The organism is Methanosarcina sediminis (assembly GCF_052056915.1).
Classification (GTDB): domain Archaea; phylum Halobacteriota; class Methanosarcinia; order Methanosarcinales; family Methanosarcinaceae; genus MTP4.
Map to the genome: position 1 here is coordinate 2033731 of NZ_CP195119.1, position 16269 is coordinate 2049999.

At 49.2% G+C, this 16269-nt stretch carries 14 protein-coding genes; 7 read left to right on the forward strand and 7 right to left on the reverse strand.

From position 1 onward, the window contains the following. The first annotated feature begins 86 nt into the window (after positions 1-86). Positions 87-3134, forward strand: coding sequence for an FAD-binding and (Fe-S)-binding domain-containing protein (locus ACSAZK_RS08670; protein WP_440956938.1), 3048 nt, complete (start codon positions 87-89; stop codon positions 3132-3134). Positions 3135-3280: 146 nt separating this feature from the next. On the opposite strand, the gene ACSAZK_RS08675 is transcribed toward ACSAZK_RS08670, so the two are convergent. After that, positions 3281-3511: a hypothetical protein gene (locus ACSAZK_RS08675; protein ID WP_440956939.1), complete on the reverse strand. Its 231-nt coding sequence runs from the start codon at positions 3509-3511 to the stop codon at positions 3281-3283. Between the two features lie 260 nt (positions 3512-3771). On the opposite strand from ACSAZK_RS08675, the gene thsA reads away from it, so the two are divergent. Beyond that, the gene (gene thsA / locus ACSAZK_RS08680) at positions 3772-5385 is read left to right on the forward strand and encodes a thermosome subunit alpha (RefSeq protein ID WP_440956940.1); all 1614 of its coding nucleotides are present in this window, start codon (positions 3772-3774) and stop codon (positions 5383-5385) included. A 384-nt stretch (positions 5386-5769) separates the two neighbouring features. On the opposite strand, the gene ACSAZK_RS08685 is transcribed toward thsA, so the two are convergent. Then, complete coding sequence (locus ACSAZK_RS08685) at positions 5770-6159, reverse strand: DUF473 domain-containing protein (RefSeq protein ID WP_440956941.1); 390 nt, start codon at positions 6157-6159, stop codon at positions 5770-5772. Between the two features lie 4 nt (positions 6160-6163). Further along, the gene (locus ACSAZK_RS08690; RefSeq protein ID WP_048177286.1) at positions 6164-6910 is read right to left on the reverse strand and encodes a proteasome assembly chaperone family protein; all 747 of its coding nucleotides are present in this window, start codon (positions 6908-6910) and stop codon (positions 6164-6166) included. A 521-nt stretch (positions 6911-7431) separates the two neighbouring features. Between ACSAZK_RS08690 and ACSAZK_RS08695 the strand changes: the two genes are divergently transcribed. Further along, on the forward strand, positions 7432-8019 hold the full coding sequence (locus ACSAZK_RS08695; protein WP_440956942.1) for a pyruvate kinase alpha/beta domain-containing protein: 588 nt from the start codon (positions 7432-7434) through the stop codon (positions 8017-8019). Positions 8020-8136: 117 nt separating this feature from the next. Here ACSAZK_RS08695 and ACSAZK_RS08700 read toward each other — a convergent pair whose 3' ends face one another. Then, the gene (locus tag ACSAZK_RS08700) at positions 8137-8544 is read right to left on the reverse strand and encodes a carboxymuconolactone decarboxylase family protein (RefSeq protein WP_440956943.1); all 408 of its coding nucleotides are present in this window, start codon (positions 8542-8544) and stop codon (positions 8137-8139) included. 460 nt (positions 8545-9004) lie between these two features. On the opposite strand from ACSAZK_RS08700, the gene tgtA reads away from it, so the two are divergent. From tgtA to ACSAZK_RS08720, 4 genes are all read left to right on the forward strand, one after another. Further along, the gene (gene tgtA, locus ACSAZK_RS08705) at positions 9005-10477 is read left to right on the forward strand and encodes a tRNA guanosine(15) transglycosylase TgtA (protein WP_440956944.1); all 1473 of its coding nucleotides are present in this window, start codon (positions 9005-9007) and stop codon (positions 10475-10477) included. 449 nt (positions 10478-10926) lie between these two features. Beyond that, positions 10927-11868 carry a UbiA prenyltransferase family protein gene (locus tag ACSAZK_RS08710; protein ID WP_440956945.1) on the forward strand — a complete coding sequence of 314 codons (942 nt, stop codon included), beginning with the start codon at positions 10927-10929 and terminating at the stop codon, positions 11866-11868. 105 nt (positions 11869-11973) lie between these two features. Next, a complete protein-coding gene (locus tag ACSAZK_RS08715) occupies positions 11974-13131 on the forward strand; it encodes an NAD(P)/FAD-dependent oxidoreductase (protein ID WP_440956946.1) in 1158 nt (385 codons plus the stop codon). A gap of 55 nt (positions 13132-13186) precedes the next feature. Next, positions 13187-14326, forward strand: coding sequence for a radical SAM protein (locus tag ACSAZK_RS08720; RefSeq protein ID WP_440956947.1), 1140 nt, complete (start codon positions 13187-13189; stop codon positions 14324-14326). Positions 14327-14428: 102 nt separating this feature from the next. Here the strand turns inward: ACSAZK_RS08720 and ACSAZK_RS08725 are convergent, their stop codons facing one another. The 3 genes from ACSAZK_RS08725 to ACSAZK_RS08735 are packed head-to-tail and all read right to left on the reverse strand — an operon-like array spanning position 14429 to position 16174. Then, on the reverse strand, positions 14429-14803 hold the full coding sequence (locus tag ACSAZK_RS08725) for a DUF2149 domain-containing protein (protein ID WP_440956948.1): 375 nt from the start codon (positions 14801-14803) through the stop codon (positions 14429-14431). Next, entirely contained in the window at positions 14724-15500 is a 777-nt protein-coding gene (locus ACSAZK_RS08730) for a MotA/TolQ/ExbB proton channel family protein (RefSeq protein ID WP_440956949.1), read from the reverse strand. Before ACSAZK_RS08730 ends, ACSAZK_RS08725 begins: the two co-directional genes overlap by 80 nt. Continuing rightward, complete coding sequence (locus ACSAZK_RS08735) at positions 15497-16174, reverse strand: DUF2162 domain-containing protein (RefSeq protein ID WP_440956950.1); 678 nt, start codon at positions 16172-16174, stop codon at positions 15497-15499. The genes ACSAZK_RS08730 and ACSAZK_RS08735 overlap by 4 nt, the downstream gene beginning before the upstream one ends. Positions 16175-16269: the final 95 nt, after the last annotated feature.

Consider the following 16269-nt stretch of genomic DNA (forward strand, 5'->3'; position numbering starts at 1 on the left):
TTACACCAGCCGGAAAAGAATTTGAAAGCTAATTCACAGTGTTAATGTTTGCAGAAATCCTGAAACAAGTCCATGGGGAAAAGAACATGACAGATCGTGTCCCGGAACTTTCAGCCGACCAGAAAACGGAACTCTCGGAAATATTCGGAGAGTACGTCAATCTTGACAAACGCGAACGCCACTACTACAACCACGATATAGGAGCCCTGCCACCTCTTGTAAAGAAAGTGATAGGAAATACCGATCCTGCTGCGGTCGTAAAAGTCAGGAGTGAAGAAGATGCTGTCAAACTCCTGGAATTTGCAAACCGGTACAAAATTCCGGTAGTCCCGAGAGCAGGAGCGTCTTCGGGATACGGAGGAGTCATCCCGACAAAAGGAGGGGTCGTTGCTGATGTGACCCTGTTAAACGGGGTTCTTAGCATTGACCCGGAAACAGAGACAGCCGTTGTGCAAAGCGGGATCATCTGGGAAAAACTTGAGAGAAAGCTAAACGAAAAAGGGCTTTCCCTCAGAGCCATACCCTCAAGTGCTCCTTCTTCAACCGTCGGGGGCTGGCTCATGCAGAGCGGGGCAGGCTACGGCAGTTACGAGTTTGGCTGGGGGCACGAGAGCATGGAAAACGTCCGGATAGTCCTCCCGAACGGAAAAATGAAGGAATTTTCAGGCCCCGAACTAAGCAAACTCATAGGAACCATGGGGACGACAGGCATAATCACGGAAGTCACCCTGAAAGTCCAGAGACAGGAAGAAAGAAACGCAGTTTCAGCCAGTTTCCCGAACGCTGCAGCCCTCAGGGAAGCTCTCGAGACCATAAGGGAGAAGAAAGTTCCGCTCTGGTCAATTTCCTTCCTGAACCCGGAATGGGCAGACATGAAGAACAAAGCGCCCAGAAAACTCCATTACGGGGAAGTCGTGGACAAAGATAGGCCCGTGCTCCCAAAGGCTTACGTCTGCACTTTCATGTACCCTGCATCAAGGGATGTCTCAGGCCTCACAGAAGCAATCGAAAATGCGGGAGGCACGGCCCTTCCGGAAGAAATCTCAAAGCACGAGACCGAAGAGTGGTTCAAGTCCATGAAGGTGAAGAGGCTTGGCCCTTCATTCATCCCGGCAGAGATTCTGGTGCCGCTCGATAAGATGGACAGGGTCTTTGAAGAAATCAAAAAGAGAATCAAACTCCAGGTGCTTACCGAAGGTATGGTTATAGGGGACGGAAATGTGGTGCTCCTCTGCTTTATACCCCATTCGGAACGCTCGGTCCTCTTTAACACGGCTTTTGCCCTTTCCCTGAGCATCCTGAAGATCGCGGAAGAAAACGGGGGCAGGGTTTATTCCTCGGGGCTCTTTTTTGCCTCAAAGAAAAAGGACGTCTTCGGGGACAAGCTTGCCGAAATCGAAGCCCTGAGAAAAGAGTTTGACCCCAGCGGGATCATGAACCCCGAGACCCTGGAAGGAAAAGGGCTCCTGAACACTGCCGTTTCCATGGGTTCCGCATTCGAGCCCCTGGGCCGAATGGCAGGAAACATGTCCGGGATAGGGAAAACCACCTTCAAAGACGAAAAGGAAATCCCTGCAGAGGTTGCGGAACTTGCCTACTCCTGTTCCCAGTGCGGCTACTGTGTGAGTGAATGCGACCAGTACTACGGCCGGGGCTGGGAGTCCCAGTCCCCGCGGGGAAAATGGTTCTTTATCAAGGAATACCTTGCAGGCCGGGAAAAACTTGACCAGCGGCAGACAAACACCTTCCTTGCCTGCACCACCTGCCAGATGTGCGATGCCCGCTGCGAGCTTGACATGCCAATCGAACACGCCTGGATGACCATGCGCGGGAAACTGGTCGATGAAGAAAAGAAAATGACTTTCCCGCCCTTCGAGATCATGGCTGCAAGCCTCCTGAAAGAACGGAACATCTGGGCAAACTACCGCAAGGACAGGGACAAATGGATCCCGGACGATATCCGGGCAAAGATGAAAGACGAAGCTGAATACGCCTACTTTGCAGGCTGCACTGCCTCTTTTGTGGAAAAAGACGTGGCTGTAGGGGCTGTGCGTATGCTCAACGATGCAGGTGTTGAATTCACGGGGCTTTTTGACAGGGAAGCGTGCTGTGGGATACCCATGCTCGTTGCCGGGAAGTGGGATGTCTTTGAAAAGATCATGCGGATGAACGTCTACAACATGAAAAAGCGAGGCGTAAAAACCGTGATAACTTCCTGCCCTGCCTGCTGGCTCATGTGGCACACCGTCTACCCCCAGTGGGCGGAGAAGCTCGGGATCGAATACGGGCTTGAGACAAAGCACTATTCCGAAGTCCTGATGGAGCACCTGGACGTGCTAAAGCCCAAATTCAAAAAACCGCTCAATAAAGTGGTTGCCTGGCATGACTCCTGCCACCTGGGAAGAGCCGGAGGCAAAGTCTACGAACCTCCGAGAGAGCTGTTGAAGGCCATCCCGGGCATCCAGTTCAGGGAACTTGAACATAACAGGGAACAGGCTCACTGCTGCGGTTCGGTGGTCAGCCTGATTGCCGAGCCTCCGGTTGCATATAAACTTGGAGGTATGAGAATTCAGGAAGCTGTAGATGTGAAAGCAGACATCATTGCGGCTCTGTGTCCCTGCTGTACGGTCCAGTTCCGTGTCGCATCCGAGAAAAACAACATGAAAATAGAGTCCCAGGACCTCGGCGCCCTTGTGGCCAGAAGCCTCGGCTATGACATCCCGGACACGACAAACTACGCCCTGCAGTCATGGGTGCCCTTTGAGAAAATGATCGACCTCATGCAGCCCGAAAACATGGCCGACCTTATGGCAGAGCTCCTGCCAGAGATGATGGCAGCCATGCCTGCACCCCTGCAGTCCATGATGAAAATGGCCAAATACGTACCAGGCATGGACGCCCTGATGAAGCCCATGATGCCGGTTATGATGCCCAGGCTCATGCCCTCGGTCATGCCCAAAGTCATGCCAGACATGCTCAAAGCCGTGGAGAGGCGGGTCCCTATGCCAGACTACATGAAAGAGCAGCTCCCCGACCTCATGCCAAAAGCCATGGAAAACCTGATGCCGAATATGCTGCCCCAGATTATCCCGCTGCTGACCCCGCGGATGATCGAGTACATCAAGAAACATTGAAACAGAGACGCAGAGAAAAAAAATAAGTGAAGAGAAAAAATAGGTGCAGAGAAAAACGGAAGAAATTTTAGGAATTTCCTCCGAGCCCAACTTTTTGTGGTTTAATTTATTGTGGTTTAAATACGAAGCAAGAAACTTCAAAATAATTATGGAGTAGAGATTGAACAGATGAGCAAACTTTCTGTATCTTCTTTTAACAGGGCACTCCATGAGATGGCAAAACCGACGGTTCGGACAGAACCAGGGACATGGAAACCGGCCCCTGTGTTCTCACTCAGTTCAACAGCTATATGCCCGACCTTGTTTTTCATGCTGCTAAAGGTCCTGGGGTAAAGAGAAAGTTCCGTACTTCTGGCAAACATTGTTTTTATGCTCATTTTAATGAGAATCCTTCTGAATTTTGCGCCCTGAAAAGTCCCTGCGAGTGAAAGCAAAATTCAGGAAGATTAAAAGATTAAAAGGAGCAGAAGCCCTTTTTTTAAAAGAGATTTATTTCCGGCTCAGAGGAAATGTTATATAGAAGTGCTTGCATTAAGAATAGGAAAATTACGCACTGAAAATCGCGTACTTAAGAGTTCAACTAATCAACTAATAAAAAATCATATAAATTCAAAATCATTATACAGGAGATTGAAGTTTGGCAGCACAACCAATCTTTATTTTAAGAGAAGGAAGCCAGAGGACCCACGGTTCCGACGCACAGCACAACAACATCATGGCCGCAAAGGCCGTAGCTGAGGCAGTCAGGACCACTCTTGGGCCGAAGGGTATGGACAAGATGCTCGTGGACTCCATGGGCGATGTAGTGATCACGAATGACGGGGCAACCATCCTCAAGGAAATGGACATCGAACACCCCGGCGCAAAAATGATCGTGGAAGTTTCCAAGACCCAGGACGCAGAGGTAGGAGACGGGACCACCACCGCAGCCGTTCTTGCAGGAGAACTCCTGGAAAAGGCAGAAGAACTGCTGGAAAGCGGTGTCCACCCCACCCTGATCGCAAGCGGATACAGGCTCGCAGCAAACCAGGCTACAAATATTCTGGAGACTATCACAATCAGCGTCTCCCCGGAAGACACCGAAACCCTGGAGAAGCTGGCCGCAACCGCAATCACCGGGAAAGGGGCAGAATCTTACAAGGAACACCTCTCCGCACTTACGGTACAGGCAGTCAGGTCCATCGTTGAAGAAAGAGAAGGGAAGATCACGGTCGACATCGAAGACATCAAGACCGAAAAGAGGCCTGGAGGAAGCATCAAGGACTCTGAGATCGTTGAAGGGGTTCTCGTTGACAAGGAACGCGTCCACGCCGCCATGCCCGAAGTCATAGAAGACGCAAAGATCCTCCTCTTAAGCGTACCTGTTGAACTCAAGAAGACCGAAACCAAGGCAGAAATCAAGATCACAACCCCTGACCAGATGCAGTGTTTCCTTGACCAGGAAGAAGCAATGCTCAGGGAAATTGTAGACAAAGTAATCGCAACCGGTGCCAACGTTGTCTTCTGCCAGAAGGGAATGGATGACCTTGCCCAGTACTACCTGACAAAGGCAGGCATTTTCGGCATGCGCAGGGTTAAGAAGAGCGACATGGACAAACTCGCCCGTGCAACCGGAGCAAAGGTAATCACCAGCATCGACGAGATTGAGGAGTCCGACCTCGGGTATGCGGGCCTTGTGGAAGAAAAGGATGTCACTGGCTCCAGAATGACCTTTGTCACAGGCTGCAAGGACAGCAAGACCACCTCTATCCTCCTCCGCGGCGGAACCGAGCACGTGGTAGACGGCATCTCAAGAGCTCTCGAAGACGCTCTCAGAGTCGTGGGTGTAGCCCTCGAAGACCAGATGGTCGTTGTGGGCGGCGGCTCCCCTGAGATCGAACTTGCTCTCAGGCTCAAGGAATATGCGGCAACCCTGAAAGGCAGGGAACAGCTTGCAGTTACGAAGTTTGCAGAGTCCCTGGAAGTCATCCCCCAGACCCTCGCAGAAAACGCAGGGCTGGACCCCATCGACATGCTCGTGGAAATGCGCTCCCAGCACGAAAAGGGCAACAAGAAAGCAGGCCTCAACGTCTACACCGGGAAGATCGAAGACATGTACGAAAACAATGTCATCGAGCCCCTCAGGATCAAGACCCAGGCAATCAACGCCGCCACTGAGGCAGCAATCATGATCCTCAGGATCGACGATGTGATTGCTTCCGCAGGCATGAAAGCAGGTCCCGGCGGAGAAATGCCGGACATGGAATTATAAACCTGCTAAAAACTATTGAAGAAAATTGAAATATACGGTTGCCGGAAAATTTCAGATTCCGCAACCCACTTCTTTTTTTACCCCGGACTCATTTAGCCCGATATTTTTCACATGTCTTAGAATAAATACGTTTATCAAAAACCCTCGGAACAGACCGTTCCAGTAGAAAATAAGTTATTCAAACAGATGTCGTAGGTTATCCGTTTCACTACGTCTATGGAAAAGACCGTTCCAGTAGAAAATAAGTTATTCAAAACTCTTCTGACAAAGCTCTTCTCTAAAAAAAGTTATTCGGATCATGAGTCAACCTGGTCAAAAGAGAAATCCGTTTAGCAAAAAAGGGAAAAAATTTTGAAGAAGCTGTTTCACCAGCCTGAAAACTTTTTACCTGGCTTCGTAGCAGGGAATTTCCCTGGCGTCCACTATTATCGGTTTGCCAAGCTCATTTGAGATGACGCTGCGTACCCTTGCCATGCACCTGCATTCAAGCTGAACGCGAGCAGCCATGGTTTCACATTCCTCGATATACAAATCATTTGCACTGATAATGGAATGTGTGGAGATCTGCCTTTGCACGACCCTGGCAATGAGCCCGGTGGTCCCGTCCGTTAAATCGTCACGGCGGGTGGATGTTAAGAGAACCTGATCCCCTGCATTAAGCCCAAGTACACCAAAAAAATTCTGTGGGTTCCGAATTTCAAGAGTCCGGAGTGAATGTTTTTTAAGGGCTTCGATCACTGAATCGGCAATTCCGGTTAGCGCAATGTACTCCATAGAATCACCCGTACATTGGGAATTCCTTTTTGACTTCTCCTTTCTGTTCGGAGGTCTGGACATCTTCAGCAAGTTTTTGTAACTCAACTTCTATGCGCTCGGCTTGCTTTATGAGCCGTTCGGTATCGATCGACAGCCCGTAGAGTTTGTTTAAAACCTCAACAACAGCAGAAGCAGCCCTGGGATCTGGGTTCTGGGTCCGGGTAGCTCCGAGCAGGCTCAGCGCCGGGATTCCCCTGAGCAGGCATTCGGCCATCACACTGCCAGAAATACCTGAAATGGTTCCCATCTGGAAGACCTCCACTTCGTCCTTGATCTTGTCCAGCATCTCCTGGGTAGTGGCTGCCCCGAAGACCTTGTGTCCCCCGTCCATGATAGCAATTCCAGCAATAGAGGCAATTTCCTTTACATTGATGGACTCTGCCCAGTCAACCAGGGCATTGCTTACATCGTAGGAAACCGAATGGCTGATAGGGATATCCGAAATCACGATAATCAGGTTGTGCTCCACACTTTCATAGATCCGGACAGGCATGTTGATAAGCCCCTCGTAGAGTACGGCAATGGAAGGGAAATACCTGGACTCGATAGAACCGATATACTCCATATCCATCTCTTCGATCAGGTGCTGACTTGCAATGTTCCCAACAAGCCCGATTCCGGGGAAACCTTCAATCAAAACAGGGTTTTTTGACTGCACAGGTTTCGTAATAATCTTCACATCATTGTTATCATAATCCGTATCTGACAAAGTACCACCTCACTGAAAATATAACCCCTACAACTATATCTTACCTAATCATACTTAAACAGGTTCTCAGAGGTCCGAACCCGGGGAATCCCAAACCTACCACAAAATTAAAAATTAAGGGTAGTTTCCGGGCCCCCTAAAAACCAAAAACCCTCCATAGTATTTAAAGAGAATCTCCTGATATATATCTTTTATTAAGATAACTTAAAATAATTCATCAGATACTTAGATAAAATCAATAGCCAGTTTATAATTAGTATCAAGTGAATAATTGATAAGCAGAATCCAGCAGGTTCAGGAAAAACGAGGGCGAAACCTGCAATAAAATATGTAATAAAATATGAGTAAAAATCTGTAATAATTCAGGTTATCCATACGGAAGAAAAATAATCCGCAAAAGAAAAAAGAGGGGATGAGTTCATAAAAAACCTCTAAATGGAAATGAATTAACCTCTAAATGGAAATGAATTAACCTCTAAATGGAAATGAATTAACCTTAAAAATTCAAAGGAGAGCCGCACATGGAAAAACCGATTCTTTATCTGGAAAGCGTAGGGGAAACAAACACTGATGCCGTTGTAGGGGCTGCGGCAAAAAGAGCCTCAGAACTTGGGATCACACACATAGTGGTTGCAAGCACCAGCGGAAAGACCGCCCTCAAGATGGCTGAAGCCGTGAAAGACAGCGGAATAAAAATAATAGGAATCAGTCACCAGTACGGGCAAAAAGAAAAAGGCGAGTGGGAAGTGGAAGAGGAATACAAACAGAAACTTGAGGAGCTCGGAGCCGTTATCACCACCCAGTCCCACATGTTTTCAGGGATCGAACGCTCAATAACCAAGAAGTTCGGAGGCTATTCCAGGATAGAAGTTATTTCCGACACCCTGCGGGCCCTCTTCGGGAAAGGTTTCAAGGTAGCGGTCGAAGTCGCAATCATGGCAGCAGACTCAGGGCAGATCCCGGTCTCTGAAGACACGGAAATCATTGCCATCGGAGGTACGCGCTGGGGTGCGGACGTAGCCCTTGTGCTCAGGCCTGCTCACAGTAACGACTTTTTCTCCATGCAGGTAAGGGAAATCATTGCCATGCCGCGGGCAAAGGAAGATTAAGCGGCCCGTAAAAGTTCAAAGATGTTTAAAAAAAAATTAAAAAAATTAAAAAAAGATTAAAGAAGATTTGCAAAAGTTGAAAGATTTCAACAATGCAGGATAACAGGGATGGAATATTCAGGCCATCCCGAGCCTTTTGAGGATTTCCGCCCGGTCTTCTTCGGTAAAGGATTCACTCTGGAAGGTCTCAACCGCCTTTTTCAAAAGGGTTACTGAAAAGGACATCGAGGGCCCGCCACCAAAGGCAACCGCAACCATGGAAGCCTGCATGATCTCCTCTTTTGTGGCCCCTGCATAAAGGGCGTTAAAGGCATGGAGGGAGATGCAGTAGGGACAGCGGTGGTAGAGAGCAATCCCGATAGCGATCAGTTCCTTGGTCTTAAAGTCCAGGACCGAGTCTTCAAAACTTGCCCCGACCATGCCCATAAAAGCTAGAGCCTGTTTTCCCTGAACTTCGGTTTCGGAAGCAAATTCTCCGAGGCCTTCTGTAAAGTCGAATAACAATTTTTTCGGATCTTCAGTCATATTTTCACCTGTATCATTCTGATCTGTATCGTTCAGACCTGTAAATTTCTGGCCTGTCATTCCGATATGCAGCTTATTGATCTGCAAGTTTCTATCACTACAACCCTTGATTATCGAGATATATAATGGTTGTGGATAGATAGCACAAAACTATACAGAAGTGACAGAATGTCCCGTATCCCCGGAAGAAAACAGCCTATTCAAGTCGATCGGATAAAAGAAAAAAAGCCTTGAAAGAAGTACAAAAAACCCTGCAAAAAACCTCGAAAAAACAATTGGAAAAAACTTGAAAGAAAACCTGCAAAAAATCGCAAAAAACCTGCAAAAAAATCCTGTAAAAAAACCCTGCAACAGCTCCGTAAAAATCCCTGTCAAAATTCCCGCCTACCTGCTCCCTAAAGACATTCCTTTTTTCCGTCCCCAAAGTTAAATATAGCTGAGAGATATTTATTCCCCCGGCATGTCATCGATATTTGAAATACTCGACAAGGACGCAGGCGGCAGGATAGGGAAACTCAAAACCCCGCACGGGATAGTGGAGACTCCAACCGTCATGCCTGTGATCAATCCGAACATCCAGCTTATCCCCCCGGAGGAGATGAGAAGCTTCGGGGCAGAGATCCTTATCACCAATTCCTATATTATCTACCGGAAAGAAGAACTGCGAAACGTAGCCCTTGAAAAAGGGCTGCACGGGCTTTTGGGCTTTGACGGGCCCATTATGACCGATTCGGGGTCATTCCAGCTTTCCATCTACGGCTCAGTAGAAGTCACTAACGAGGAGATCCTGGGATTCCAGCAGAAAATCGGGAGTGATATTATCGTCCCCCTGGACATCCCAACGCCTCCCGACGTCCCCAGGAGGCGGGCCGAAGAAGAACTTGCAATTACCGCCGAACGCCTGGAAGCCGCCAGGAAACTCATACAGGGCGAACAGCTTCTTGCAGGCCCGGTCCAGGGCTCGACCTACCCCGACCTAAGGGAAAAAGCCGCTTCCCACCTGAAAGAACTCGATTTCGGAGTCTACCCCCTGGGAGCCGTGGTTCCACTTATGGAGACCTACCGCTACGCAGAACTCGTGGACGTGATTGCAGCCTCGAAAAAGGGCCTCTCCCCGGTTGCCCCGGTCCACCTCTTCGGGGCAGGGCACCCTATGATGTTCGCTCTAGCCGTGGCCCTCGGATGCGACCTTTTTGACTCGGCAGCCTACGCCCTCTACGCAAAGGACGGCCGCTATATCACTGCAAACGGGACCTACCACCTGGACAAACTTAACTACCTACCCTGTTCCTGCCCAATCTGCTCGAAATACACGGCAGAAGAGCTGAAAAAAGCAAAAAACAGCCAGGAACTCCTGGGAAAGCACAACCTCTATGCGACCTTTGAGGAAATCAGGCTGATCAAGCAGTCCATAAAGGAAGGAAAACTCCTGGAACTTGTGGAAAAGCGCTGCCGCGCCCATCCGAAACTGCTTGACGGGCTGAAAAGACTCTATACTCATTCCACCTGGCTCGAAAAGTTTGACCCTGCAAGCAAAGGAACCTTTTTCTACTGCGGACCCGAATCCGCGTCCCGTCCCGAAGTCCTGCGTTTCGGAAAGAGGCTGGAACGCTTCAGCATCGAAGGTCCGGCGCTTATCCGCACAAGGCCCGTGAAGGGTGAAAAGGAATACAGCCAGATCCTTATTTTCAAACCCCCCTTTGGAGCATACCCCGTGGAAATGGAAGAGGTATACCCCTTCAGCGCTGAGGTCCCAAAAATCCCGGATTACGAAGCCCTGAGCACAGCTCTCTCAAATACCCTCAAACTAATAGACCTGAACCCTGAAGCAAAATTTACCTTCATCTGCGAACCGGAGTTCGACCACCCACTCCTCGAAAAAATCCGGAAAAGGGCGGAACTTGTGTACAGAGACGAATGGAAAAAAGGATGAAAAAGAAAACTTTTTTGACATACGCATGTTTATAGGACTAAAATCAAACACTTTTAACTAACCCAAAAAAACACTTAATAAACACTTAATAAACACTTAATAAACACTTAATAAACACTTAATAAATACTTAATAAACACTTAATAAACATTTAATAAACACTTAATAAACACTTAATAAACACTTAATAAACACTTAATAAACACTTAATAAACACTTAATAAACACTTAATAAACACTTAATAAACACTTAATAAACACTTAATAAACACTTAATAAACACTTAATAAACACTTAATAAACACTTAATAAATACTTAATAAACACTTAATAAATACTTAATAAACACTTAATAAACACTTAAAAAAAATAAAAAACTTAAAAAAACTAAAACAGCCCTGGAAAATGACCACGAAACCCCCAAAATAAAAAAAACACAGGTGAAAACATTGTCCCTCACAGCAAGAATCGGAGAACTCAGCCCCTATCTCCAGCTGCTGAGACCCGAACTCTACTACATGGACCTGACCCTCCCTGCCTCAAGCGCCATCCTGGCGTCCTACCTGGCAAGCGGAGGGCTTCCGGAACTCAGCCCTTTCATTATTGCGGTTATCGGAGGCTTTGCAGCCATCACCAGTTCATACGTTTTCAACGACTGCTGCGACGTTGACATCGATACCATTAACCTTCCCGACCGTCCCCTGCCCTCTTCGACGGTCTCGAAGAAAACGGCGCTTACGTACGCCATCTTTCTTTTAGTAATTGCGGGAGCTGCGGCCACATACCTGAACCCGGAATCCCTCCTGGTCCTCCTGATCGCAGCCGGCACAATCACCGTCTACTCAATTTTCGCAAAACGGAGTACTTTCCTCAGCTTCGTGCCTGTGGGCATCTCTTACGGGCTTGTGCCTGTGGGTGTCTGGCTGGCTTTTGACCCTGCAGGAATCCTGAAAGGCAGCGACGGGGTGATCCTGCCCCTTGCCGGGATCTGCTTCGGGCTAATGATGTGCGTTACTGACTGGGCCTTTACTCTTGGCGGAGTTGCCCGGGACGTAGAAGGCGACAGACTCAAAGGCGCACCCACCATGCCCGTGACTTACGGCATCCCCTTTACCGCCAGGTTTGTTACATTCTGGTGGATCGTAGGAGTTATCGCATCGGTAATCATCGGCTGGTCTGCAGGACTCGGCCCCGTGTACTTTGCAGGCGCCCTGGCTTCAGGGCTCTGGATGCTTGCCCAGTGCTTTGACTTTATCAGGCACCCAACTCCGGAAAGAGGAGGAAGCCTCTTTTTAAACGGGTCGAACTACAGGGCCGTCATGTTCGGGTCCATGATCCTGGACGTGGTGCTGTGCATCTACCTTGAAGCTTACACATCTATTCTCTGGTAAGAAGGCAGAGCAGGAAAGGAAAATAGGCAAGGTAGAGCAAGGAGAGTAACAAGTAGGCAGGGAGAGGTAAATAGGCTAAAATAGAGGAGAAGAGAGGATAAAAAAATGGACGCTGATATCATCGTAATCGGGGCATCCCCTGCAGGGCTGATGGCTGCCCGAAACGCCTGCGAGAAGGGCGCAGATGTCCTTTTGCTGGAAAAAAAGGAAGAACTCGGGCATCCCCCTCATCCTGCAAACTCTTTTTTCAAGGGGATGTTGGACAGGTGCGGCGAGAAGGTGGACCCGTCCTACGTGGACCATTACCTGAAAGGCATGCAGATCATTGCCCCCTCGGGACGCAGGGTGGTTGTTGAAACCCCCGGATATGCCATTGACAAGACGAAATTCGACCGTTTTTACGCAAAGAAGGTTACGGGTACCGGGGTAGACCTGCGCACAGGTATCGAAGCCTACAACATCCTGAAAGACCGTGAAGAATTTGCAATAAGTACATCTGAGGGAGTCTTCAGGTCAAAGCTTGTGATCATCTCCGACGGGATCAACTCGAAAATGGCTTCTCTCCTCGGCCTGAAAACCATGAGACACCCCGAAGACATCGCCTGGGGCATTGAACTGGACGTAATGGCTCCGGGCCTGGGGAAACCGGACATGTTCGAGTACTACGTGGGAAACCACGCTCCCGGCTGGAAGACCACGTACTCCCCCCGCGGAGGGGACAATGCCGCAATCGGAGCTTATGTGCGCAGGTGCGGAAAAGACGCCACCCCCTACCTGAACGCCTGGGTAGAGCGCTTCAAAAAGCTCAAGGGAATCGAGGAGCTTGAAGTCGTGAGAAAACTCTCCGGCGGAGACCCTATCGTAACCATCCCGAACGAGTATATCACAGACGGGGTCATGGTCGTGGGAGGCGCCGCCGGACAGTCAGGGATAGGCTATGCCATGCGTTCAGGCCAGATCTGCGGAGACGTGGCGGCAGATGCCATTAAAAAAGGCGACGTTTCAAAAAACGCCCTCTCGGAATACCGGAAGGCCTGGGAAAAAGAATACAGGACCGAACACTACCTGGGCAGGATTGCCCTTGAGACCCTGCGAAAGATGACGGACAGGGAAATCGACGAGATGGTCAAAGTCTTTGAAAAAGAAGATCTCTCCTTCATCCACGGAAGCGCCTTTGAGCAGGCCATGCAGGTCTTCATGTTCATGCTTAAAAAGAAACCCACGGCAATGCTCAAGTACAGGGCATTTCTCAGGAACAAATGAATTTACGAAGAATTTACGAAGAATTTACGGGCTTAAAATAAGGGATCGAAAAAACATGCAGTATGATTTTTACAAAAACCCCCTCTTCAGGGTCTACGCCGAAGTCGAACAGGGCAGGGTCCGGATGAAAACCAGCGGAGTCGCCTCCCCGATTATGAAAAGAGTGATGGCAGGAAACTTCGCTATCTTTGATGGGGAAAAGCCCGCAAAAGTAGGGAAGAAACAGCTGATCTATTCCACCTGGATGCCCCCGATCCCGGGCCCCGGTTTTGACAGGCTGGTAAAAAGCCAGCTCTCCGCCATGCTGGGGAAGATGATTCCGGACCAGGTCACGATCTCCATTACCGAGGACTGCCCGAACAACTGCATCCACTGCGCCCTTCCGGATACGAAAAACCGGGCAAAGCTTTCTTCCGAAACCGTGAAGGATGCCATCGACCAGATGCTTGAGATAGGCAGCACCTTCATAATCTTCGACGGGGGAGAACCCCTGACCTACCAGGGTCTCGAAGACCTGATCAGCTATGTAGACCCGGAAAAAGCAATCACCGGCATGTTCACTTCCGGGGTCGGGATGACCCCGGAAAAGGCAAGGAGCCTGAAAGAAGCGGGACTTTATTCCCTGACCGTCAGCTTTGACAGCCCCTTCGAGGAAAAGCACGATTACATAAGGGGCAGGGAAGGAGTCTTCAAAAGTGCCGTCAACGCGGTCAAAAACGGGCTCGAAGCCGGGCTGCTGGTCAACATCTACCTGGTCCTTTCCAGGGAAAACGTGGACGAACTTGACGAACTCTACGCCCTTGCCGCCGAACTCGGCGCCCATGAACTCTCTTTTTACGAAATTGTCCCCACGGGCCGCTGGATGGAACACGCATCCGAAATCCTGACCCCGGCAGACCTTAAAAAATTTGACGCTTTCGTTGCCAGGGCAAGGGAAAAAGAAGGCCCCAGAGTTTTCCCCATCCCCCAGATAATGCGTACCACGGGCTGCTCAGCCGGCCGGAAATGGCTGCACATCACCCCCGAAGGCAACATCCTGCCCTGCGCCTGCATCCCGCTTCCTTACGGAAACATCCATACCGATAAAATAAAAGACGTCTGGAAAAAGATCCGGGAAGACCCTGTTTACAACGCTGATTCCTGCCTCATGAGAAACCCGGAATTCAGGGAGAAGTACCTGAAGATATCGGAATGAAGAAAAGACCGATGCAGGAAAGAAAGTGGGCAAAAAACCGGCCAGAATGAAACCCTGACCGGTTTAGCAGGAAAGGTTGTCATAAAATTGTCATAAAAATTGTCATCCGGAGGTTTCATTCCCCTTTTCTTCGCTTTCCGGGACATAGATCACCCTGCCGTCGGCAAGCCTGTATGCTGTTCCAAGGGCTTCTCCGCTACCCCCGCCTATGTTGTCAGTCATGTTCAGGACTTCAATGGGCTGGCCTTTGTCCTTGATGATGATTTTCATGTCCTGGGCTCCGGGGTTTTTTACGATTGTGATGTCCTCATCAGGGTCCAGGAGCTCGGGAAGGTGGTAGGACATAACCAGGGCAACCAGGAGGGCAACGGAAAAAACCATCGCCACATCGAAAAGGTTAGCAACTCCCGTCAACGGGTTCTGGTCTTCCGGATCCTGCAGGAGCCCGGTTCGCCTGTAACGTCTGCTTTTTCTCATGTATTTCTTCCTCCGCAGTAAGGGACGGGGTTGGCCCGTTTTGCTCGATTCTTCTTCCATCCTCTGAGGGTTCCTTGAAGCTCTCTTCCAGGGCATCCAGAATGTAATCAATGTCTGACATGTCCTCCCAGTACCAGCGCCTCCTGACCTGGGTCAGGACATACCCGACGCTCCCGGCAAACAGCCCGACAACGGTAGTAGCAAAGGCAATCATCAGGTTGTTTGCAAGGGTGGCAATGTCTCCCTGTGAGAGGCCGATAAGGGCAGGGCCGAGAGGGATAAGGGTACCCATTAGCCCCAACATGGGTGAAATGGTAGCCAGGATTTTTGTCTTTTCGAGCTGCCTGGACATCCTTATCTCATATTCAGCTGCAAGTTTTTCGATCGCATAAAACCGCTTTTGCTCAAGACAGAGTGCAGCATCCCTGGAAAAGGAAGCAACCATCCGGTTCTGCCTGCTTTCCCGGAGGGTATTTGAAGCGTCCAGAAACCTCGAATTTTTCACCGTGCTTCGGAGCTGCATGCAGTCTTCTTCCAGTTTCCGAGAATCCCTGTGCCTTTTTGAATACTCCGACAAAAATTCCCCTATAAGGCCCAGAGAAGAAAGGACCAGCAGGAGCAGGACTATTATCACCGGATAGAGCAAAGCTGACGAAAAAGTATACATTATGCTGAAAAGGGGACCTGCTATACTCATTGATTAGACCTCACATTTCCCAGCAAGAACCCGCCCAGAATCACCATTGCGGAAAAAGAAAGGGGAACGACCCCCGCCCCGTCTCCCGAGAGAGCCACCAGGTTTAGCTGTTTTGTTTTCATGTAAGCCGGGATGATCATGGCTCCGAGCAGGTAGTAGATACCAAGGAGCAACATCACGCTTCCCAGACTCTCGGGGGTTTTCCCGAGCCTTTTGAACCCGAAAGAAGAAACCAAGACCGAGATACAAAAAGCAGTCCCCACAAGTAGCCCGATTTTCAGCCCGCTGAGCTCAAGGCTGGCTGCAAGGAGCATACAGCAGAAAGCCAGGGCTGCAAGGCAAACCGGGCAGGGCATGGAAAGGACAAGGAAAGTGTGCCCTGAAACATCCCTCCCTGCGTTCCACTTCTTCTGGGTATATATCCCAGTTCCGATGAGGAGCAGAGAAAGCAGGACATGGACCCCCAGCCCAAGACCGGAAATGTTTTCAAAACTTTCCATGCTGAAATTTCCCACAACGCTACCCACAAGCACAGAGAGCAGGAAATAACTGCCTGCAACCGCAATTATTTTTCGAGGTCCTGCATTTGAAAAGCCGCATCCAAGTCCGATTTTAATCCCAAAGATAAAAATCGCGATTAAGATGCCGATAACTGTTAACACCGTTGAATTCATAAGCAATCAAATAGAAGTAATACCAATTAAGATATTTATAGATGATTAGTTTAATCAATTACAAATTTATACCACATAGTAAGTATAAATATCAA